The following is a 21,321-nucleotide window of genomic DNA, read 5'->3' as shown; positions in this document are numbered from 1 at the left end:
TTCAGCTCAGCGGCCAGTGGTGTTGACAGGCTTGGCGAACGGCTTTGGCGCTGCTCAGGTTAAGCAGGCTTTGGCTCAGTTGCCGGCATTGGGCTGCGTCCAGGTGACGGACACGGTCCTTGATTTCTCCGATTTGCGGCGGGCTGACGGACAGCTCGCTGATGCCCAGACCGATCAGCACCGGCGTGGCCAGCGGGTCGGACGCCAGCGCCCCGCACACACCGACCCAGCGCCCATGCTTGGCTGCGCCGATGCACGTCTGGGCGATCAGCCGCAACAGCGCCGGGTGCATGGCATCGACCCGGGCGGCGAGGCCGGCGTGGTCGCGGTCCATGGCGAGGGTGTACTGCGATAGGTCATTGGTGCCGATGGACAGAAAGTCCGCGTGCTCGGCCAGTTGTTCGGCCATCAGCGCCGCCGCGGGCACTTCGATCATCACCCCCAGTTCCGGGCGTTGGGTCAGTTCCAGCTCGGCGCACAGTTCATCGAGGCGCTGGCGAATGTGCAGCAGTTCGTCGACTTCGCTGACCATTGGCAGCAGGATGCGGCAACGTTCCAGCGGGCTGACCTGGAGAAGGGCACGCAGTTGCTGGTCCAGCAGTTCCGGGCGTACCTGGGCCATGCGAATGCCCCGCAGGCCCAGCACCGGGTTGGTCTCGAACGGCAGCGGCAGGTAGTCGAGTTGCTTGTCGCCGCCGACGTCGATGGTGCGGATGATCACTGATTTGTCGCCCATGGCATCCAGTACGGCTTGGTAGGCCTGGCGCTGCTCTTGCTCGTCGGGCGCGGTGCGGCGGTCGACGAAGAGAAATTCTGTGCGCAGCAGGCCGACGCCATCGGCGCTATTCTCGAAGGCCAGTTGGGCTTCGGCGCTGGAGGCGACATTCGCGGCCACTTCAATACGCACGCCATCCTGAGTGCTGGCGGTGCCTTGAGCCTCCGCGTGCTGCTGTTGGCGCCGCAGTTTCTGTGCATCGCGCAACTGGTGAACCTGGGCGTGGCGCGCATCATCCGGCGTCAGCTCCAGGCGGCCGTTGGCGGCATCCAGCACCACGCGTTGGCCTTGGGGCACATCAAGCAATTCAGTGCCCAGTGCAACCACGCACGGCAAGCCTTTACCCCGCGCCAGAATCGCCACATGAGACGTCGCGCCGCCTTCGGCCATGCAGATACCGGCGGCGTGTTGATTGCTCAGTTGCAGCAGATCCGATGGGGTCAGCTCATGGGCCGAGACGATAGCGCCGGCCGGCAAATCAAAATTCCAGGCCTCGCCCAGCAACGCCCGCAGCACGCGTTGCTGCAAGTCGCGCAGGTCGTTGGCGCGTTCGGCGAACAACGGTTTACCCAGTGCCAGCAGCACCGCGCATTGGGCCTGGATCGCATCGCGCCAGGCGTGAGTGGCGGCGCTGCCCTGTTCGATGGCGGCGGTGGCGGCCTCCAGCAACGTAGGGTCTTCCAGCAGGGCCAGGTGGGCGGCGAAGATCTCTTCTTCCTCCACATCCTTGCGCAGACGGGCCTGGTCCAGGGTGTGGCGGATTTCGCTACGCACCTGTTCCAGGGCACTGTCCAGGTGCTGCAATTGTTCATCCGGCACGTTGTTGCCCGGGTCCACCGGCAGCTCGATTCCGTTCAGGCGGAACAACGGGCCGCAGACCAACCCCGGCGCGGCACACACGCCTTGCAGTACTCCGGCTTCGGTATTCGCGCGGCGTGGGGCGACGGCCACTGGAGCGTGATGCGCTTCGCCAACTTCCACCGACAGCGCAGCGATCAGTGCTTGCAGCGCCGCTTCACAATCCTTGCCACGACAGGTGACCTGCACCTCGTCCTGCTCACCAATCCCCAGGCCCATCAAGCCGATCAGGCTGTCGCACGAAGCCGACTTGCCAGCGAAATGCAGCTGCGACTGGCTGCTGAATGCCTGTGCAGTCTTGCGGATCAAGGCAGCGGGGCGCGCATGCAGGCCGCCACGATGGGTGATGCGAATAGTCGCGCTGGCTTCGGTGACCGACTCATCAATCACTTTCGCTGCACCGGCCAACCGTGCAACCACATGCAGCAGCGGCTCGCCGACCTTCACTGTTTTCAAGGTGATCGGCCGTAGCTCAAACAGCTCGCTGTTGGTCAGGATGATCAAGCTGACCAGGCTTTTGCACTGCCGCGCAATCAGGTCCAGATCAAACTGCACCAGTGCCTGGCCCTTGCTGACGCGCGCACCTTGCTTGACCAGCAGCGCAAAGCCTTCGCCATTCAATTCCACCGTGTCGATGCCCACGTGCATCAGCAATTCAGCGCCGTTATCGGCGCGAATGGTCAGCGCATGCCCGGTGCGGGCGACGTGGATGATCACGCCATCACACGGCGCGTGCAGGCAATCGTTGAGCGGGTCGATGGCAATGCCGTCGCCCATGGCGCCACTGGCGAACACTTCGTCGGGAACGTCGCCCAGGGTCAGCACCGGCCCACTGAGGGGAGCGCTGAGGGTGAGGTCTTTATTATTGTGGGACATGGGCACGGTACTCATCAGGAAAACGCTGCAATCAACTCAGTGGGTGCGGGTCACTTTGCTCAAGTGACGCGGTTGGTCCGGGTCCATGCCCCGGGCCTCTGCCAAACCGGCGGCCATCACGTAGAAACTCTGGATCGCCAGGATCGGGTCCAGGGCCGGGTGTTCGGCGCGGCTCAGAGTCAGGTCGCGCTCGGCGATGTCATCGGGAGCGGCCAGCAGCACGCGGGCACCGCGCTGGCGCATATCTGCGGCCAGGCTCAGCAGGCCGGCTTGTTCGGCGCCGCGTGGGGCGAAGACCAGCAGCGGGTAGTTGTCATCGATCAGAGCCATCGGGCCATGGCGCACTTCGGCGCTGCTGAAGGCTTCGGCCTGGATCGCCGAGGTTTCCTTGAGCTTGAGCGCGGCTTCCTGGGCAATGGCAAAACCGGCGCCACGGCCGATCACCATCAGTTGCTGGCAGTCGCGCAGGGCGTCGATGGCCAGGCTCCAGTCTTGCCTGGCGGCTTCACGCAAACCTTCGGGCAGTGCCTTACAGGCTTGCAGCAACTCGTCTTCCTGATTCCAGTGGCCGATCAGCTGGGCGCTGGCGCTCAGGGTCGCGATAAAGCTTTTGGTGGCGGCGACGCTGCGTTCCGGCCCGGCGCACAGCGGCACATGGAATTCGCAGGCGGCTTCCAGTGGCGAGTCTTCGGCGTTGACCATCGAGATGCTCAAGGCGCCGCGCTTGCGCAACAGGCGCAGGCTGTTGACCAGGTCCGGGCTCTGTCCCGACTGTGAGAAACCGAACGCCACTTGCCCGCTGACCTTGAGCGGCGATTGCAGCATGGTCACCACCGACATCGGCAGCGACGCCACCGGAATCCCCAGGTGTTGCATGGTCAGGTAGGCGAAGTAACTGGCGGCGTGGTCCGAGCTGCCACGGGCGATGGTCATCGCCACTTGCGGTGGCTGGCGACGCAGGCGGCCGGCGACTTCCACCAGCAGCGGGTCCAGGCGTTGCAGTTGAGCCTCGACGGCCTCACAGGAGGCCAGGGCCTCTTCAAGCATTTTTGAAGTCAATGGTTTCTCCTTCGACCATTACGTCGGTGAGGTGCAGGGAGCGGTCCAGGCGCACGCAGTCGGCAAAGCTGCCGGGTTGCAGGCGACCGCGTTCTTCGAGGCCCAGGTAGTCCGCAGGAAATTGCGACAGGCGTTGTGAGGCTTCGCTGATCGGCAGGCCGATCTTCACCAGGTTGCGCAGCGCCTGGTCCATGGTCAGGGTGCTGCCGGCCAGCGTTCCATCGGCAAGGCGGACGCCGCCCAGGCACTTGGTCACGGTGTGGCTGCCCAGCTTGTATTCGCCGTCGGGCATGCCGGCAGCGGCGGTGGAATCGGTGACGCAGTACAGGCACGGGATCGAGCGCAGCGCCACGCGCATGGCACCGGGGTGCACGTGCAGCAGGTCGGGAATCAACTCGGCGTATTTGGCGTGGGCCAGGGCCGCGCCGACGATGCCGGGCTCGCGGTGATGCAGCGGGCTCATGGCGTTGTACAAGTGGGTAAAGCTGGTGGCCCCGGCGGCGAGGGCGGCGACACCTTCTTCATAGCTGCCCAGGGTGTGGCCGATCTGCATGCGCACGCCACGTTCGCTGAGGGCGCGGATCAGGCCGTCATGGCCGGCGATTTCCGGAGCAATGGTGATCACCCGGATCGGCGCCAGGCGCAGGTATTCTTCGACTTCGGCCATCAAGGCGGTGTGGGCGAAGTTCGGTTGTGCGCCGAGTTTTCCCGGATTGATGTAGGGGCCTTCCAGGTGCACGCCCAGGACACGAGCGGTGCCGGTCGGGCGGCTTTCGCAATAGGTGCCGATTTCGCCGAGCACGCGGGAAATCTCATCCACCGGCGCGGTCATGGTGGTGGCCAGCAGCGAGGTGGTGCCAAACCGCACGTGGGTGCGGGTGATGGTGTGGAAGGCGTCGGTGCCTTCCATGATGTCTTTGCCGCCACCGCCGTGCACGTGCAGGTCGATAAAGCCTGGCAGCAGGTACGGCAGGTTGTTGTCAGCCGGGTTGCACGGGCTGCCTTCTACGGCAGTGACCTTGCCGTGCTGGTGCACCAGGCGGCCGCGAATCCAGCCGTGTGGCGTGAGGATATTGTCTTCGGACATGGGCAGTTCTCTAAATTCGCAGTTCAGCGGAATAGTCGTGGCGGCGCAGTTCTGCGACGAAGTCGTAGTAGTCGTTGCGGCAGTAGGTGTCGGTGATTTCAATCGGGGTGTTGTCGGCGGTGTAGCCCACCCGGGTCATCAGCAGCATGGCGGTGCCAGGGGCGATGCCCACCAGGGCTGCGAACTCGTCCGAGGCGTTGATCGCCTGGATGTGTTGCAGGGCGCGCACGATGGGCTTGCCGATGCTTTCCAGGTATTCGTAGAGCGAGTTGCCGATGGCCTGCGGGTGGGGGAGGACGGAGGCGGGCATGGCGGTCATTTCAATCGCCATCACCGTGTCGTCGGCCTTACGCAAACGCTTGAGCCGCGCGACTTTGTCGCTGGGTGACAGGCCCAGGCGAATCAATTCTTCATGGGTCGGCGGGGTGATGTCGCGCTCGAGCCACTGGGAAGTCGGCACAAAGCCCTTGAGCCGGAGCATTTCGCTGAAGCCCGAGAGGCGCGACAGCGGTTGTTCCAGGCGTGGCGTGATGAAGGTTCCGGAGCCTTGGCTGCGACGGATCAGACCTTGTTCGAACAGCACTTCCAGCGCCTTGCGGGCGGTCACCCGGGAAATGCTCAGTTGCTCGCTGAGGGCACGTTCCGACGGCAAAGCCTGCTCGGATTTCCACTGGCCGGCATGAATCGCGGCTTCGAGGTTGCGGGCCAGTTGCAGATACAGCGGCGTCGATTGTTTATCGTCGGGGCGCAGGGCCAGGATGGGGTTCATCGTGTCGGTTTCCGATGCGGTTATTGGAGTGTTGTCGCCCGGTAGTGATCGCAAGCTAATACCACTTAAATACCATGTCAATGCAGCGAAAACAGTGCAGGCGAGCGTTTGCGGGCGCCTTAATAGTGCGCCAGTTCAAGTGGTATTAGAGAGGTCTTTATTTCAGGCAGAAGCGCGCAGCTTGCCGAGGTGAACTGGTATTCACCGGCAGGCCACCCATGGGGCGGGAATTTTTTTTGAATTATTTTACGAGGGGCAGGAAATTACGGACGAATCTCGATCATCGTGCCGTCTTTCACCAGGTTCCAGACTTCGCGCATGTCGACATTGCGCATGCCGATGCAGCCGTCGGTCCAGTCCAGGGTGTGGAACAGCTCTTCGGGGTAGTCCTCGGCGTCGGGGGTGCCGTGGATCATGATCATGCTGCCGGGCTTGACCCCTTCGCGGCGGGCGCGCGCGGAATCGCTGATATTGGGGTAGGAGATGTGCATGGCCAGGTTGAAGCGGTCGCTGGTCTTGCGCCAGTCGATCCAGTAGAAACCTTCCGGGGTGCGGCGGTCGCCTTCCATCAGCTTGGTGCCCTTGGGGTTCTTGCCCAGGGAAATGCGGTAGGTCCTGAGGGGCTTGCCGTCATTGATCAGTTGCAACTGATGGGCCGACTTGAGCACCAGGATTTTCTCGACGGGTTTGCCCCCCAGGATCACTTGGGTGGAGGCTGGCGACAGCGTGGCAAACGACAGGCAGATCAGAGCAAGCAACCAACGCATTGAAACGGTATCCCCTGAAAAGACTACGTGCCGCCTGGATTGTTATTTGGCCAACTGGGTCAGCGGCGGCACCGATTCGCTGCGCACCGGATACGACTGTTGCCGGCGGTCAGCAAAAAAGCATTCTAAGGTACGCCCGACCGTGCGGAAAGCCAGCTCGGACCAAGGGATGTCGGCTTCATCGAATAAGCGCACTTCAAGGCTTTCGGGACCGGCGGCAAAATCCAGGTCGATCAGTTCGGCCCGGTAGAAGATGTGCACCTGGCTGATGTGCGGCACGTCGATCAGGGTGTAGATGCTCAGGTTGCGCACCCGGGCGCAGGCTTCTTCCAGGGTTTCGCGCATCGCGGCCTGCTCGACGGTCTCGCCGTTCTCCATGAAGCCGGCGGGCAAGGTCCAGAAACCCAGGCGCGGCTCGATGGCGCGCCGGCACAGCAGCACCTGGTCGCCCCACACCGGTACGGTGCCCGCGACGATATTGGGGTTCTGGTAGTGAATGGTCTGACAGTGATCGCAGACATAACGCAGGCGTGCGTCGCCTTCGGGAATGCGCTGGGTGACCGGTTTACCGCACTGGCTGCAGAAGTTCATGCTGGGGTTCCTGGAGAGTGCGCCTATCTTGGCGTGACCGGGTATGGGCTGCAAGTTGTCGTTTAGCGACATGGCCAGGGTTTTGGGGTTGGGCGTGCGCAAGGTTTGGTGCATGATGCAAGGTAGCCAACAGACCGAGATGACTCATGCTGGACGAGCTACTTCGCCGGGTAAGCAATCATACGCCACGCACGCTGGAGACCGACGGTCGTTTCCCGGAAGCGGCGGTACTGGTGCCGATCACCCGCAGTGACGAACCCGAGCTGATCCTGACCTTGCGCGCCAGCGGGTTATCCACCCATGGCGGCGAAGTGGCATTCCCTGGCGGGCGCCGCGACCCGGAAGACCCCGACCTGATATTCACCGCGCTGCGCGAAGCCGAAGAAGAAATCGGCCTGCCGCCGGGCCTGGTGGAAGTCATCGGCCCGTTGAGCCCGCTGATTTCCCTGCACGGTATCCGTGTCACGCCTTATGTAGGCGTTATCCCCGATTACGTCGAATACTTGGCCAATGACGCCGAGATCGCCGCTGTGTTCAGCGTGCCCCTGGAGTTTTTTCGCCAGGACCCGCGCGAACATACCCACCGTATCGATTACCAGGGCCGCAGTTGGTACGTGCCCAGTTACCGGTTTGGCGAATACAAGATCTGGGGCCTGACGGCGATCATGATCGTCGAGCTGATCAATCTGCTCTATGACGATGCCGACATTAGCCTGCATCGACCGCCGAAAAGCTTCATCAATACCTAAGAGCCAGATGGCCATCGTTCCTGCCGTGAGGATCCACCTATGAAATACCGCCTGGGCGACGCCCGAGTCGAAACCCATCCCAACAGCTGGGTGGCCCCCAATGCCACGCTGGTGGGCAAGGTCAAACTGGAGGAGGGCGCCAACGTCTGGTTCAACGCGGTGTTGCGCGGCGACAACGAACTGATCCTGATCGGCAAGAACAGCAACGTGCAGGACGGCAGCGTGATGCACACCGACATGGGTTACCCGCTGACCCTCGGCACCGGCGTGACCATCGGCCATAACGCCATGTTGCATGGCTGCACCGTCGACGATTACAGCCTGATTGGCATCAATGCGGTGATTCTTAACGGGGCGAAGATCGGCAAGCACTGCATCATCGGCGCCAATTCGCTGATCGGCGAGGGCAAGGAAATTCCCGATGGTTCGTTGGTGATGGGCTCGCCGGGCAAGGTGGTGCGGGAACTGACCGACGTGCAGAAGAAAATGCTCGAGGCCAGCGCTGCGCACTATGTGCATAACGCCCAGCGGTATGCCCGTGATCTGGTTGAGCAGGAAGAATGAACCCGGTAGAACGACCCGTCGCCTCGCCGTGCGTGAGCATTTGTGCGCTGGATGACGATGATATCTGCACGGGATGCCAGCGCACGGTGGAAGAGATTACCCGCTGGAGTCGCATGGACAATACCGAGCGCCGGGTAGTGCTGGGGTTGTGCCATGAGCGGGCGAAGGCGAGTGGGCTGGTGTGGATGATTCCGGGGAAGTCCGGCGCCTGATAGACCGCTTTCGCGAGCAAGCCCGCTCCCACATTTGATTGCGTTTATCTTGGAGGAATGCGTTCAAAATGTGGGAGCGGGCTTGCTCGCGAAAGGGCCCGCCCAGACGACATATTTCCAAATGTGAAGTACCCTGTGCCCCTTGTTCACAGGTCCCTCGCCCCATGTTCTTCCTGATTGCCTACATCAGCAGCGTCGTGCTGATCAACTTCGCCTTTTCTACCGCTCCGCACCTGGATGTGATCTGGTCTGCCTGGGGCGGTCTGGTATTTGTCCTGCGGGACATGGTGCAAACCCGTTTCGGCCATGGCGCGATCATCGCCATGCTGGCGGCGCTGGTGCTGTCCTATATCACCTCCGATCCGTCCATCGCCCTGGCCAGCGCCACGGCGTTCGCGGTGTCCGAATGCATTGACTGGCTGGTGTTCAGCATCACCAAGCGCCCACTCCACGACCGCCTGTGGATAAGTTCGGCGCTGAGTATCCCCCTCGATACCTTCATCTTTTTCGGCCTGATCGGCGCCTTGACGCCCGCGGTCGCCGGCACTGCCCTGGTGTCGAAATTCGCCGGCGTTACCGTGGTGTGGCTGGCCATGGCCTGGCGTTTGCGCCGGCAGCGCGTCGCCAACTGAAGCCAATCCTTACAGTTCATGTAAAATGCCGGCCTTTCTCCCCACGATCCGCTCCCCTGAGGACCTGAGATGACCCGAATCGGAACTCCATTGTCGCCAACCGCGACCCGCGTAATGCTGTGTGGCTGCGGTGAGCTGGGCAAGGAAGTGGTAATCGAACTGCAACGCCTGGGCGTTGAAGTGATTGCCGTGGATCGCTACGCCAACGCACCGGCCATGCAGGTTGCCCACCGCAGCCACGTGATCAACATGCTCGATGGCGCCGCCCTGCGTGCCGTGATCGAAGCCGAAAAGCCGCACTTCATCGTGCCGGAAATCGAAGCGATCGCCACCGCCACCCTCGTGGAGCTGGAAGCCGAAGGCTTCACCGTGATCCCGACCGCCCGCGCGACGTTGCTGACCATGAACCGCGAAGGCATCCGTCGCCTGGCCGCCGAAGAGCTGGACCTGCCGACCTCGCCGTACCACTTCGCCGACACCTTCGAGGACTACAGCAAGGCCGTCACCGACCTGGGCTTCCCGTGTGTGGTCAAGCCGGTGATGAGTTCGTCGGGCAAGGGCCAGAGCCTGCTGCGCAGCGCCGATGACGTGCAGAAAGCCTGGGATTACGCCCAGGAAGGCGGGCGTGCCGGCAAGGGCCGCGTGATCATCGAAGGCTTTATCGACTTCGACTACGAAATCACCCTGCTGACCGTGCGCCACATTGGCGGCACTACCTTCTGTGCGCCTGTCGGTCACCGTCAGGAGAAGGGCGACTATCAGGAATCCTGGCAGCCACAGGCCATGAGCCCGATTGCACTGGCGGAATCCGAGCGCGTTGCCAAGGCGGTAACCGAAGCGTTGGGTGGTCGTGGTCTGTTTGGCGTCGAGCTGTTTATCAAGGGCGATCAGGTGTGGTTCAGCGAAGTGTCGCCGCGCCCCCATGACACTGGCCTGGTGACCCTGATTTCCCAGGACTTGTCGCAGTTCGCCCTGCATGCGCGGGCAATTCTCGGCCTGCCGATCCCGTTGATCCGTCAGTTCGGGCCTTCGGCTTCGGCGGTGATCCTGGTGGAAGGCAAGTCGACCCAGACGGCGTTTTCCAACCTGGGTGCAGCCTTGAGCGAGCCGGATACGGCGTTGCGTTTGTTCGGCAAGCCGGAAGTGAATGGCCAGCGCCGTATGGGCGTGGCGTTGGCGCGGGATGAGTCGATTGAGGCAGCGCGGGCTAAAGCCACTCGTGCTTCGAAGGCTGTTGTTGTAGAGCTGTAACCCCCCGCCGATCGTTCCCACGCTCCGCGTGGGAATGCCGCGCTGGACGCTCCGCGTCCGCTCTTAAGGGCGTGACGCAGAGCGTCACCGGATGCATTCCCACGCAGAGCGTGGGAATGATCATCATCAGGCGACCTTGTTCAAATCGTTATTGCGCGTCTCTTTCAGGCACAACACAGCAATCAAGCTGATCACCGCTGCCGCCGACACATACCCGCCGACATAACTCAAACCGCCCATCGCCACCAGCTTGGTCGCGAAGAACGGTGCCGCCGACGCACCCACGATCCCACCCAGGTTATACGCCGCCGAAGCACCGGTATAACGCACGCGGGTCGGGAACAGTTCCGGCAACATCGCGCCCATCGGGGCAAACGTCACGCCCATCAGGAACAGCTCCAGCGCCAGGAACAGTGCCACGGCCCAGGTTGAACCGTGGGTCAGCAACGGCTCCATGGTGAAGCCGGAGAGGATGGTCAGAATCGCCCCCACAATCAGCACCGGCTTACGCCCGTAACGGTCGCTGGCCCACGCCGCCAGCGGCGTCGCCGCGCCCATGAACAGCACCGCGAAGCACAACAGCCCGAGGAAGGTTTCACGGCTGTAACCCAGCGTAGACACGCCGTAGCTCAGGGAAAACGCGGTGGTGATATAGAACAGCGCATAACACACCACCATCGAGGCCGCACCCAGCAGGACCGGCAGCCAATGCTGGCTGAACAGTTCCACCAGCGGCACCTTCACCGGCGCTTCCTTGGCCACGGCGTTCGCGAACACCGGCGTTTCATGCAGTTTGAGCCGCGCATACAGCCCCACCATTACCAGCGCCGCGCTGAGAATGAACGGAATGCGCCAGCCCCAGCTGCGGAACTGTTCGTCGCTCAGGCTCATGGCCAGGATCAGGAACAGCCCGTTGGCCGCCAGAAAGCCAATCGACGGGCCCAGTTGCGGGAACATGCCGAACCAGGCGCGTTTGCCCTTCGGGGCGTTCTCGGTGGCCAGCAACGCCGCGCCGCCCCATTCGCCGCCAAGCCCGAGGCCCTGGCCGAAGCGCAGTACGCAGAGCAGGATCGGTGCCCAGGCGCCGATGCTGTCATATCCGGGCAGCAAGCCGATCAGCGTGGTGCACACGCCCATCAGCAGCAGGGAAGCCACCAGTGTCGACTTGCGGCCAATCCGGTCACCAAAGTGGCCGAACAGCGCCGAGCCCAGTGGCCGCGCGATAAACGCGATACCGAAGGTCAGGAACGAGGCGAGCATCTGCGCCGTGCCGGAGGTTTGCGGGAAGAACACCGGGCCGATCACCAGCGCGGCGGCAGTTGCGTAGATATAGAAGTCGTAGAACTCGATGGCGGTGCCGATGATGCTCGCGGTGGCGACCCGGGCCGTCGAGTTGGTCGGGGCGGCGGTCGCCGTCTCGTTATAGGTGGTGCTCATTGAGGTATCCCTGACGGTCATTGCGCGTTTGGACGCGGATTATTATTGGTCGAACACCCATGGATCAGGGTTGTGCGCGGGGCGGCTCGGGATGGGAGCAAACACCGGTCAGACACGGTAAAGCGGTGCCTGGACGCGCTCAGTGCGGGTAGCACGCGGTCGGGCGGGGCTTGGGTAAGCCGCCCGATTATAGGAAGGGGTTTGCGGATCCAACAAGGGGCTTAAGCGGCGACCGGCACCGTGCTGGTGTGCCAGATCAGTACCTTGGCGACGCGGTTGTCCTCGGTCTCGAGGATTTCCAGGCGATAACGGCCGATTTTCAGGCACACGGCGCAGTCCGGGATGGTCTCCAGCGCTTCGGTCACCAGGCCGTTGAGGGTCTTGGGGCCGTCGCTGGGCAGGTGCCAGCCGAGGGTTTTGTTCAAGTCACGGATCGAGGCGGCGCCGTCGATCACGTAGCGGCCATCCAGTTGCGGCTGGATGTGCGGGTTGTCGAGGTGCTGCTCGCTTTCGAACTCACCGACGATTTCTTCAAGAATATCTTCCAGGGTCACGATGCCCAGCACTTCGCCGTATTCATCCACCACCATGCCCAGGCGGCGCTGTTGCTTGTGGAAGTTCAGCAATTGCAGTTGCAGCGGCGTGCTTTCCGGGACGAAGTAGGGCTCGTGACAGGCCTCCAGCAGGGCTTCCTTGGTCAGGCTGGCGTCCGGCAGCAGGTGGCGGATCTGCCGCGTGTTGAGCACCGCCTCGACCTGGTTGATATCGCTGTGGAACACCGGCAGCCGGGTTCGGGTGGAAACCCGCAGTTGCTCGATGATTTCCTCTACCGGGTCATCCAGGTTGATGCCGTCCACTTCGCTGCGGGGCACCAGGATGTCGTTGACGGTGATGTTGTCCAGGGCGTGGATGCCCGGCATGCCCGGCGCGCGGGTGTTGGGGATTTCGGCTTCCGGCTCGTCGTCCTGGTCCGGCTGCGGCTCGTCGCTCTTCTTGACCAGCCCGGGCTTGCGGGTGAACGGGCGCAGCAGCAACAGGCTGACACCGTTGAGCAGCCAGGCCAGCGGATAAAGGATTTTCAGCGGCACGCTCAGCAAGGTATTGCCGAAGCCAAGGATGGTTTGCGGGTGGCGAGTGGCCAGGGCACGCGGAAGATAGTCGGCCAGCACCAGCAGCACCGCGCTGGAGATCACCCAGCCGAGCCACGGGCCGTTTTGCGCCCAGGCGTAGATCGCCAGCAGGGTGCAGAGAATCACCACCACGGCGCGGCACAGGGTGTTGCAGAGGATCAGGCTGTTGCGCGGGAAGTTCAGGCGGGCGGCGGCTTTGTCACCCTGGCGGGTGCCGGGGCGCAGGGCCAGCAAATGTTGCTGGGCGGCTTCGATGGCGGTAAACAGCGCCGACCATAAAACCAGCAAGGCTACTACCGCAAGCATCGGCCCCAAGGGCAAGTTGTCCATGTCGGCTGCCCGTCAGATATGCAGGATGTATTCGCGAACCAGCTTGCTGCCGAAATAGGCCAGCATCAGCAGGCAGAAACCGGCCAGGGTCCAGCGGATCGCCTTGTGCCCGCGCCAGCCGAGACGGTTGCGGCCCCACAGCAGCACGCTGAACACCACCCAGGCCAGGCAGGCCAGCAGGGTTTTATGCACAAGGTGCTGGGCAAACAGGTTCTCGACGAACAGCCAGCCGGAGATCAGCGACAGCGACAGCAGCGTCCAGCCGGCCCAGAGGAAGCCGAACAGCAGGCTTTCCATGGTTTGCAGCGGCGGGAAGTTCTTGATCAGCCCGGACGGGTGCTTGTGCTTGAGCTGGTGGTCTTGCAACAGCAGCAGCAAGGCCTGGAACACCGCGATGGTGAACATGCCGTAGGCGAGGATCGACAGCAGGATGTGGGCGAGGATGCCCGGCTCTTCATCAATGACCTGCACGGTGCCGGTCGGTGTGAATTGCGCCAGCAGCACCGTCAGCATCCCGAGCGGGAACAACAGCACCAGCAGGTTCTCCACCGGGATCCGGTAGCAGGCCATCAGGGTCAGCGCGATCACCGCGGCGGCAATCAGGCTGGCAGCGCTGAAGAAATCCAGGCCCAGGCCGACCGGCGTCATCAAGTGCGTGAACAGGCTGGCGGCGTGAGCCAGCAGGGCGAGGACGCCAAGGCCTACCAGCAGGCGTTTGTCGGCCTTGGCGCCTTGGGCCAGACGAGTGCCCTGATAGAGGGTCGCAGCGGCATACAAGATGGCGGCGGCGAGGCTGGGTAGCAAACTGGGTGACAAAGGGAGCATAAATCCTGTTAAGCAGGCCCGAAAGGCGCTGAGTTTGGCATACACCTGCGTAACACGAAAGACTCTCAGGCCAGACAGCGGGTGTGCATGGCGACAGTCTTCGCTATAATCCGCGACCTGCCCACGCCGCAGGCTCGCCGAGCGCTGTTTTTAATAGCGATTTACCACAGCCTGGGCCGCCATTACCTCGGTCTAACAATGCATTTCGATGAATAGGGCCTGAAAGGATCGCGCATGTTTGAAAATCTGACTGACCGTCTCTCGCAGACGCTGCGCCATGTCACCGGCAAGGCCAAGCTGACCGAGGACAATATTAAAGACACCCTGCGTGAAGTGCGCATGGCGTTGCTGGAAGCCGACGTCGCCTTGCCGGTGGTGAAGGACTTCGTCAACTCGGTCAAAGAGCGCGCGGTCGGCACCGAAGTGTCCCGCAGCCTGACGCCGGGCCAGGCCTTTGTGAAGATCGTCCAGGCCGAACTCGAAAGCCTGATGGGCGCGGCCAACGAAGATTTGAACCTCAGCGCCGTGCCGCCAGCCGTTGTGCTGATGGCCGGTCTGCAAGGTGCGGGCAAGACCACCACCGCCGGCAAACTGGCGCGCTTCCTTAAAGAGCGCAAGAAGAAGTCGGTGATGGTGGTGTCTGCCGACGTTTACCGTCCGGCGGCTATTAAACAGCTGGAAATGCTCGCGGGCGAAGTGGGCGTGACCTTCTTCCCGTCCGACCTGAGCCAGAAGCCGGTCGATATTGCCCAGGCGGCTATTAAAGAAGCCAAGCTGAAATTCATCGACGTGGTCATCGTCGATACCGCCGGTCGCCTGCACATCGACGAAGAGATGATGGGCGAGATCAAGGCGCTGCATGCCGCGATCAACCCGGTAGAAACCCTGTTCGTGGTCGATGCCATGACCGGCCAGGATGCGGCCAATACCGCCAAGGCCTTTGGTGATGCGCTGCCGCTGACCGGTGTGATCCTGACCAAGGTCGACGGCGATGCCCGTGGCGGTGCCGCCTTGTCGGTACGCGCCATTACCGGCAAGCCGATCAAGTTCATCGGTATGGGCGAGAAGAGCGAAGCGCTCGAGCCGTTCCACCCTGAGCGGATCGCCTCGCGTATCCTCGGCATGGGCGACGTGCTCAGCCTGATCGAGCAAGCGGAAGCGACCCTCGACAAGGACAAGGCCGACAAGCTGGCTAAAAAGCTGAAGAAGGGCAAGGGCTTCGACCTCGAAGACTTCCGCGACCAGCTGCAACAGATGAAGAACATGGGCGGCCTCGGCGGCCTGATGGACAAGCTGCCGAACATCGGCGGCGTGAACCTGGCGCAAATGGGCAATGCCCAGGGCGCGGCAGAGAAGCAATTCAAGCAGATGGAAGCCATCATCAATTCCATGACCCCGGCCGAGCGCCGCGACCCTGAGCTGATCAGCGGTTCGCGCAAACGTCGGATCGCCATGGGTTCCGGCACCCAGGTGCAGGACATCGGTCGCTTGATCAAGCAGCACAAGCAGATGCAGAAGATGATGAAGAAATTCTCCGCAAAAGGCGGGATGGCCAAGATGATGCGCGGCATGGGCGGTATGTTGCCCGGCGGCGGCATGCCGAAAATGTAAAGAATTCGAGCAGAAGTTCGCTTCTGCTCCGACCCGCAGGGATGCGGGATCTCCAGCAAACCCGCCATTGGCGGGAGCTGACTTGCCGTTTTAACCGACGGCTCTATAGCAGATCTGAATGGCACGCTGATAGGCGCCAGAAAAAGACATTTGCAAAAGTCCGGATATTCCTTAGAATATGCGGCCTTTCGGGCACCTATGCCCGCTGTGCATTTAGATTTGCAGCACCGACTACAGGAACGATGTTCACATGCTAACAATCCGTCTTGCCCTTGGCGGCTCCAAAAAGCGCCCGTTTTACCACTTGACCGTAACTGACAGCCGCAACCCACGTGACGGCTCTCACAAGGAACAAGTTGGCTTCTTCAACCCGATCGCTCGTGGTCAAGAAGTCCGTCTGTCCGTGAACCAAGAGCGCGTAGCCTACTGGCTGAGCGTTGGTGCACAACCTTCTGAGCGCGTTGCTCAGTTGTTGAAGGATGCATCTAAGGCTGCGGCCTGAGCAATATGAACGCGACGCCAGCGGTAGCTGATGATTTGATCGTTATCGGCAAGATTTATTCTGTTCATGGCGTTCGCGGCGAAGTGAAGGTGTATTCCTTTACTGATCCGACTGAAAACCTGTTGCAGTACAAGACCTGGACGCTCAAGCGCGAAGGTAGTGTGAAACAGGTAGAGCTGGTCAGTGGACGCGGGAGCGACAAGTTCCTGGTCGCAAAGCTCAAGGGTCTTGATGATCGTGAAGAAGCTCGTCTTCTGGCCGGTTATGAGATCTGCGTGCCGCGCAACCTGTTCCCTGAATTGACCGACGGCGAGTACTACTGGTACCAGCTGGAAGGTCTGAAGGTTATTGATCAACTCGGGCAATTGCTCGGGAAAATCGATCATCTTCTGGAAACCGGCGCCAATGATGTAATGGTGGTCAAGCCTTGCGCTGGCAGCCTGGATGATCGCGAACGCCTGTTGCCCTATACCGAGCAATGCGTGTTGGCCGTCGACCTGGCAGCGGGCGAGATGAAGGTGGAATGGGACGCGGACTTCTAACGTGGCTAACCTGCGCGTTGAAGTGATCAGTTTGTTTCCCGAGATGTTTTCCGCCATCAGCGAGTACGGCATCACCAGTCGGGCGGTGAAACAGGGGCTCTTGCAGCTCACCTGTTGGAACCCGCGAGACTACACGACGGATCGACATCACACTGTGGACGATCGCCCATTTGGCGGTGGCCCGGGCATGGTGATGAAGATCAAGCCCCTGGAAGATGCGTTGGTTCAGGCCAAGGCAGCCGCCGGGGAGAGGGCGAAGGTAATTTACCTGTCCCCTCAAGGCCGTCAGCTGAATCAGTCGGCGGTACGCGAGTTGGCGAATCTGGAAGCATTAATCCTGATTGCCGGTCGCTATGAAGGCATTGACGAGCGTTTTATTGATGCTCATGTCGATGAAGAGTGGTCGATTGGGGACTATGTCCTGTCTGGCGGCGAGCTGCCGGCGATGGTCCTGATAGATGCGGTTACACGACTGCTGCCTGGAGCTTTAGGGCATGCGGACTCCGCGGAGGAAGATTCCTTCACGGATGGTTTGCTGGATTGCCCGCACTACACCCGACCGGAGGTGTATGCGGATCAGCGTGTTCCCGACGTATTGCTAAGTGGCAATCACGCACACATCCGGCGTTGGCGTTTACAGCAGTCCCTCGGGCGGACCTATGAACGACGCGCCGATCTTCTGGAAAGCCGCTCGCTTTCTGGAGAAGAGAAGAAGCTGCTCGAGGAATACATCCTCGGGCGGGACGATAGTTAACAACGTATCGATGGTAGGTCCGACGACTTACCTTAGGAGCACAGCATGACTAACAAAATCATCCTTGCACTCGAAGCAGAGCAGATGACCAAAGAGATCCCTACCTTTGCCCCGGGCGACACCATTGTCGTTCAGGTGAAAGTGAAGGAAGGCGACCGTTCGCGTCTGCAAGCGTTCGAAGGCGTGGTAATTGCCAAGCGTAACCGTGGTGTGAACAGTGCTTTCACTGTTCGTAAAATCTCCAACGGTGTTGGCGTAGAGCGTACTTTCCAGACCTACAGCCCGCAAATCGACAGCATGGCCGTTAAACGTCGCGGTGACGTACGTAAAGCCAAGCTGTACTACCTGCGTGACCTGTCCGGTAAAGCAGCTCGCATCAAGGAAAAACTGGCTTAAGTCCAGCTTCCCGATGCAGAAAAAAGCAGCCTACGGGCTGCTTTTTTGTTGCCTGAAATTTGTCCATTTCCCCGGTATCTATTCATGACTCCCCGCCTCGAAGAAATTCAGCGTCTCACTGACCTTAAAGCCGTTTTCCGCTTTTGTGGCGAGGGAGCTTGCTCCCGTTGGGCTGCGCAGCGGCCCTGAAACCGGCAATAGAAGTCTCTCTGTTGGACCTCAATGGTCAATCAGGGCCGCTTCGCGCCCCAGCGGGAGCAAGCTCCCTTGCCACAGATTATTTGCCCGCTTTCATTGATGTGTAGCGGCCCGTGCTGCGATAGGATCTACCCGACATCGCCATTTTCCCTGCTTGAGCCCTCATGCCCGCCATCGACCACCCGCAGATAGATCGCTTCCTCGACGCCCTCTGGCTGGAAAAAGGCCTGTCGGACAACACCCGCCAGGCTTACCGCAGCGACCTCGCGTTGTTCAATGGCTGGCTGCAGGAGAAAAACCTCGAGCTGCTCGACGCCGGTCGCGAGCTGATTCTCGACCACCTGGCCTGGCGCCTGGAGCAAAACTACAAGCCTCGCTCTACTGCGCGTTTTCTCTCAGGCGTGCGTGGCTTCTATCGCTACCTGCTGCGGGAAAAGCTGATCGCTGTCGACCCAACCCTGCAAATCGACATGCCACAGTTGGGCCGGCCACTGCCCAAATCCCTGTCGGAAGCCGACGTCGAAGCCCTGCTCGCAGCTCCCGACCTGAGCGAAGCCATCGGCCAGCGCGACCGTGCCATGCTGGAAGTGCTGTATGCCTGCGGCCTGCGCGTCACCGAGTTGATCAGCCTGACCCTGGAACAGGTCAACCTGCGCCAGGGCGTATTGCGCGTAATGGGCAAGGGCAGCAAGGAGCGCCTGGTGCCCATGGGTGAAGAGGCGATCGTGTGGATCGAACGCTACATGCGCGACGCCCGAGCCGAATTGCTCAACGGTCGGCCCAGCGATGTGCTGTTTCCCAGCCAGCGCGGCGAACAGATGACCCGCCAGACCTTCTGGCATCGCATCAAGCACCAGGCCAAGGTTGCCGGCATCGGCAAGTCGCTGTCGCCCCACACCCTGCGTCACGCGTTCGCCACGCATTTGCTCAACCACGGCGCGGATTTGCGCGTGGTTCAAATGCTCCTGGGCCACAGCGACTTATCCACCACCCAGATCTACACCCACGTGGCGCGGGCACGTTTGCAGGAGATGCACGCCAAGCACCATCCCCGTGGATGAAAAACACTTCGGAAAAAGCCCAATTTCCCCGCGACTGGCTGCCCTGCGGCCCAACTGTGGTAGGCTTTGCCGGTTCGCAAAGGGGACGGCCCAAACCCGTGTTTGAAGATCGGTGTTCCTGCTCCCGTCCCTGCATCTGCCTTCAGGAGTTCCCATGCGCTTGACCCAGATTTTTGCCATCGCAGCCATTGCGTTGGTCTCAACCTTTGCCGTCGCCGACGACGCCGCAGAGAAGACAATCCGCAAGAGCCTGGAAGCCCTCCAGCTCGACACCCCGATTGAAAGCATCAACGCCAGCCCGATGGCCGGCCTGTACGAAGTCAAGCTCAAGGGCAGCCGCGTGCTGTACGCCAGTGCCGATGGCCAGTACATCGTCCAGGGCTACCTGTTCCAGCTCAAAGACGGCAAGCCGGTGAACCTCACCGAGAAAGCCGAGCGCCTGGGCGTGTCCAAGCTGATCAACGATATTCCGGTGGCTGAAACCGTGGTTTACCCGGCCATCGGCGAAACCAAGACCCACATCACCGTGTTCACCGACACCACCTGCCCGTACTGCCACAAGCTGCATGCCGAAGTGCCTGAGCTGAACAAGCTCGGCGTTGAAGTGCGCTACGTGGCGTTCCCGCGCCAGGGCCTGGGTTCGCCGGGTGACGAGCAGTTGCAAGCCGTCTGGTGTTCGGCCGACAAGAAAGCGGCCATGGACAAGATGGTCGATGGCAAGGAAATCAAGGCCGCCAAGTGCGCCAACCCGGTTTCCAAGCAGTTCGCCCTCGGCCAGTCGATTGGTGTGAACGGTACGCCGGCCATCGTTTTGGCTGACGGCCAGGTGATTCCGGGCTACCAGCCTGCGCCGCAAGTTGCCAAACTGGCACTGAACGCAAAGTAAGCACTATCGTCGAGCCTTGACGATCATGATCCGCCGACAGTTCGGCGGGTCATTAATAGAGAGCCGCAGTTGTGCGGCTGTTTTCACGGCCGACCTTGAGTCGGCCGTTTCATGGGGAGTTCTTCAGTGAAACCGGTCAAAGTAGGCATCTGTGGGTTAGGGACCGTCGGTGGCGGCACCTTCAACGTACTTCAGCGTAACGCTGAAGAAATTTCCCGCCGTGCAGGGCGTGGGATTGAAGTGGCACAAATTGCCACGCGTACGCCAAAGCCTCAGTTCCAAACGACCGGTATTGCGATTACCAACGATGTCTTCGAAGTCGCCACCAACCCTGAAATCGATATCGTCATCGAGCTGGTAGGCGGCTACACCGTGGCCCGCGAGCTGGTGCTCAAGGCTATCGAAAACGGCAAGCATGTGGTCACTGCCAACAAGGCGCTGATTGCCGTGCACGGTAACGAAATCTTCGCCAAGGCCCGCGAGAAGGGCGTGATCGTGGCATTCGAAGCCGCCGTGGCCGGTGGTATCCCGGTGATCAAGGCGATCCGTGAAGGCCTGTCCGCCAACCGTATCAACTGGGTGGCCGGCATCATCAACGGCACCGGTAACTTCATCCTCACCGAAATGCGCGAGAAGGGCCGTACCTTCGAAGACGTGCTGGCCGAAGCCCAGGCCCTGGGTTACGCCGAAGCCGATCCGACCTTCGACGTGGAAGGCATCGACGCTGCCCACAAGCTGACCATCCTGGCGTCCATCGCCTTTGGTATCCCGCTGCAGTTCGACAAGGCCTACACCGAAGGCATCACCAAGCTGACCACCGCCGACGTGAACTACGCCGAAGCCCTGGGCTACCGCATCAAGCACCTCGGTGTGGCGCGCAGCACCCCGGCCGGTATCGAGCTGCGTGTGCACCCGACACTGATCCCGGCCGACCGCCTGATCGCCAACGTCAATGGCGTGATGAACGCCGTGATGGTCAACGGTGACGCTGCCGGTTCCACCCTGTTCTACGGCGCCGGCGCCGGCATGGAGCCGACCGCTTCGTCTGTGATCGCCGACCTGGTGGACGTGGTGCGTGCCATGACCAGCGACCCGGAAAACCGCGTACCGCACCTGGCCTTCCAGCCGGACTCGCTGTCGGCCCACCCGATCCTGCCGATCGAAGCCTGCGAAAGTGCCTACTACCTGCGCATCCAGGCCAAGGATCATCCGGGCGTGCTCGCTCAGGTGGCCAGCATCCTGTCGGAGCGCGGCATCAACATTGAATCGATCATGCAGAAGGAAGTCGAAGAACAAGACGGCCTGGTGCCCATGATCCTGCTGACCCACCGTGTGCTGGAGCAGCACATCAACGACGCCATTGCCGCGCTTGAAGCGTTGCAGGGCGTGGTTGGGCCGGTGGTGCGGATTCGCGTCGAACACCTGAACTAATCGTTTTGCGGCAAGGGCCCCACGCGTT

Annotated in this window: 22 protein-coding genes; 13 read left to right on the top strand and 9 right to left on the bottom strand. The window is 61.5% G+C overall.

What is annotated here, in order from left to right:
* Window position 1 precedes the first annotated feature (1 nt).
* The 6 genes from ptsP to HX786_RS11320 all read right to left on the bottom strand — a co-directional run bounded on the left by ptsP (window position 2) and on the right by HX786_RS11320 (window position 6,782).
* The gene (gene ptsP, locus HX786_RS11345) at window positions 2–2,509 is read right to left on the bottom strand and encodes a phosphoenolpyruvate--protein phosphotransferase (protein WP_178912065.1); all 2,508 of its coding nucleotides are present in this window, start codon (window positions 2,507–2,509) and stop codon (window positions 2–4) included.
* A gap of 36 nt (window positions 2,510–2,545) precedes the next feature.
* The gene (locus tag HX786_RS11340) at window positions 2,546–3,568 is read right to left on the bottom strand and encodes an SIS domain-containing protein (protein ID WP_023659131.1); all 1,023 of its coding nucleotides are present in this window, start codon (window positions 3,566–3,568) and stop codon (window positions 2,546–2,548) included.
* Window positions 3,549–4,655 carry an N-acetylglucosamine-6-phosphate deacetylase gene (nagA, locus tag HX786_RS11335; RefSeq protein WP_178912064.1) on the bottom strand — a complete coding sequence of 369 codons (1,107 nt, stop codon included), beginning with the start codon at window positions 4,653–4,655 and terminating at the stop codon, window positions 3,549–3,551. Before nagA ends, HX786_RS11340 begins: the two co-directional genes overlap by 20 nt.
* A gap of 10 nt (window positions 4,656–4,665) precedes the next feature.
* Window positions 4,666–5,424 (bottom strand): GntR family transcriptional regulator, encoded by a 759-nt coding sequence (locus HX786_RS11330; RefSeq protein ID WP_003209609.1) that lies wholly within the window; start codon window positions 5,422–5,424, stop codon window positions 4,666–4,668.
* 263 nt (window positions 5,425–5,687) lie between these two features.
* A complete protein-coding gene (locus HX786_RS11325; protein WP_003209608.1) occupies window positions 5,688–6,191 on the bottom strand; it encodes a murein L,D-transpeptidase family protein in 504 nt (167 codons plus the stop codon).
* A gap of 42 nt (window positions 6,192–6,233) precedes the next feature.
* Window positions 6,234–6,782, bottom strand: coding sequence for an NUDIX hydrolase (locus HX786_RS11320; protein WP_003209606.1), 549 nt, complete (start codon window positions 6,780–6,782; stop codon window positions 6,234–6,236).
* Window positions 6,783–6,928: 146 nt separating this feature from the next.
* Here HX786_RS11320 and HX786_RS11315 point away from each other — a divergent pair, with 146 nt between their 5' ends.
* The 5 genes from HX786_RS11315 to purT all read left to right on the top strand — a co-directional run bounded on the left by HX786_RS11315 (window position 6,929) and on the right by purT (window position 10,190).
* The gene (locus HX786_RS11315) at window positions 6,929–7,531 is read left to right on the top strand and encodes a CoA pyrophosphatase (RefSeq protein ID WP_076017515.1); all 603 of its coding nucleotides are present in this window, start codon (window positions 6,929–6,931) and stop codon (window positions 7,529–7,531) included.
* 39 nt (window positions 7,532–7,570) lie between these two features.
* A complete protein-coding gene (locus tag HX786_RS11310; protein WP_008438249.1) occupies window positions 7,571–8,095 on the top strand; it encodes a gamma carbonic anhydrase family protein in 525 nt (174 codons plus the stop codon).
* Window positions 8,092–8,307, top strand: coding sequence for a DUF1289 domain-containing protein (locus HX786_RS11305; protein WP_003209601.1), 216 nt, complete (start codon window positions 8,092–8,094; stop codon window positions 8,305–8,307). Before HX786_RS11310 ends, HX786_RS11305 begins: the two co-directional genes overlap by 4 nt.
* 164 nt (window positions 8,308–8,471) lie before the next feature.
* Window positions 8,472–8,939 (top strand): hypothetical protein, encoded by a 468-nt coding sequence (locus tag HX786_RS11300; RefSeq protein ID WP_003209599.1) that lies wholly within the window; start codon window positions 8,472–8,474, stop codon window positions 8,937–8,939.
* 69 nt (window positions 8,940–9,008) lie between these two features.
* Window positions 9,009–10,190 carry a formate-dependent phosphoribosylglycinamide formyltransferase gene (gene purT / locus HX786_RS11295; protein ID WP_023659130.1) on the top strand — a complete coding sequence of 394 codons (1,182 nt, stop codon included), beginning with the start codon at window positions 9,009–9,011 and terminating at the stop codon, window positions 10,188–10,190.
* Between the two features lie 126 nt (window positions 10,191–10,316).
* On the opposite strand, the gene HX786_RS11290 is transcribed toward purT, so the two are convergent.
* The 3 genes from HX786_RS11290 to HX786_RS11280 all read right to left on the bottom strand — a co-directional run bounded on the left by HX786_RS11290 (window position 10,317) and on the right by HX786_RS11280 (window position 13,912).
* Window positions 10,317–11,627 carry an MFS transporter gene (locus HX786_RS11290; RefSeq protein ID WP_003209595.1) on the bottom strand — a complete coding sequence of 437 codons (1,311 nt, stop codon included), beginning with the start codon at window positions 11,625–11,627 and terminating at the stop codon, window positions 10,317–10,319.
* Between the two features lie 221 nt (window positions 11,628–11,848).
* Window positions 11,849–13,087 carry a transporter associated domain-containing protein gene (locus HX786_RS11285; protein WP_178912063.1) on the bottom strand — a complete coding sequence of 413 codons (1,239 nt, stop codon included), beginning with the start codon at window positions 13,085–13,087 and terminating at the stop codon, window positions 11,849–11,851.
* A gap of 12 nt (window positions 13,088–13,099) precedes the next feature.
* Window positions 13,100–13,912 carry an inner membrane protein YpjD gene (locus HX786_RS11280; protein WP_010176828.1) on the bottom strand — a complete coding sequence of 271 codons (813 nt, stop codon included), beginning with the start codon at window positions 13,910–13,912 and terminating at the stop codon, window positions 13,100–13,102.
* A gap of 234 nt (window positions 13,913–14,146) precedes the next feature.
* Here HX786_RS11280 and ffh point away from each other — a divergent pair, with 234 nt between their 5' ends.
* The 8 genes from ffh (at window position 14,147) to HX786_RS11240 (ending at window position 21,293) form a co-directional block, all read left to right on the top strand.
* Window positions 14,147–15,523: a signal recognition particle protein gene (ffh, locus tag HX786_RS11275; protein ID WP_003209589.1), complete on the top strand. Its 1,377-nt coding sequence runs from the start codon at window positions 14,147–14,149 to the stop codon at window positions 15,521–15,523.
* 250 nt (window positions 15,524–15,773) lie between these two features.
* Entirely contained in the window at window positions 15,774–16,025 is a 252-nt protein-coding gene (gene rpsP, locus HX786_RS11270; RefSeq protein ID WP_003209587.1) for a 30S ribosomal protein S16, read from the top strand.
* 5 nt (window positions 16,026–16,030) lie between these two features.
* A complete protein-coding gene (gene rimM, locus HX786_RS11265) occupies window positions 16,031–16,567 on the top strand; it encodes a ribosome maturation factor RimM (protein ID WP_003175898.1) in 537 nt (178 codons plus the stop codon).
* Between the two features lie 43 nt (window positions 16,568–16,610).
* Entirely contained in the window at window positions 16,611–17,321 is a 711-nt protein-coding gene (trmD, locus tag HX786_RS11260; RefSeq protein WP_256735282.1) for a tRNA (guanosine(37)-N1)-methyltransferase TrmD, read from the top strand.
* A gap of 45 nt (window positions 17,322–17,366) precedes the next feature.
* Window positions 17,367–17,717, top strand: a complete 351-nt coding sequence (rplS, locus tag HX786_RS11255) for a 50S ribosomal protein L19 (RefSeq protein WP_003175895.1) — start codon at window positions 17,367–17,369, stop codon at window positions 17,715–17,717.
* A gap of 362 nt (window positions 17,718–18,079) precedes the next feature.
* On the top strand, window positions 18,080–18,976 hold the full coding sequence (xerD, locus tag HX786_RS11250) for a site-specific tyrosine recombinase XerD (protein ID WP_177020419.1): 897 nt from the start codon (window positions 18,080–18,082) through the stop codon (window positions 18,974–18,976).
* A 154-nt stretch (window positions 18,977–19,130) separates the two neighbouring features.
* On the top strand, window positions 19,131–19,862 hold the full coding sequence (gene dsbC, locus HX786_RS11245) for a bifunctional protein-disulfide isomerase/oxidoreductase DsbC (protein WP_087695116.1): 732 nt from the start codon (window positions 19,131–19,133) through the stop codon (window positions 19,860–19,862).
* Window positions 19,863–19,988: 126 nt separating this feature from the next.
* Window positions 19,989–21,293, top strand: a complete 1,305-nt coding sequence (locus HX786_RS11240; protein WP_003209580.1) for a homoserine dehydrogenase — start codon at window positions 19,989–19,991, stop codon at window positions 21,291–21,293.
* Window positions 21,294–21,321 lie beyond the last annotated feature (28 nt).

The sequence above is a fragment of the Pseudomonas sp. 21615526 genome, assembly GCF_013386245.1.
In the GTDB taxonomy this organism is placed as follows: Bacteria; Pseudomonadota; Gammaproteobacteria; order Pseudomonadales; family Pseudomonadaceae; genus Aquipseudomonas.
This window is presented reverse-complemented; position numbering and strand designations above follow the sequence as displayed.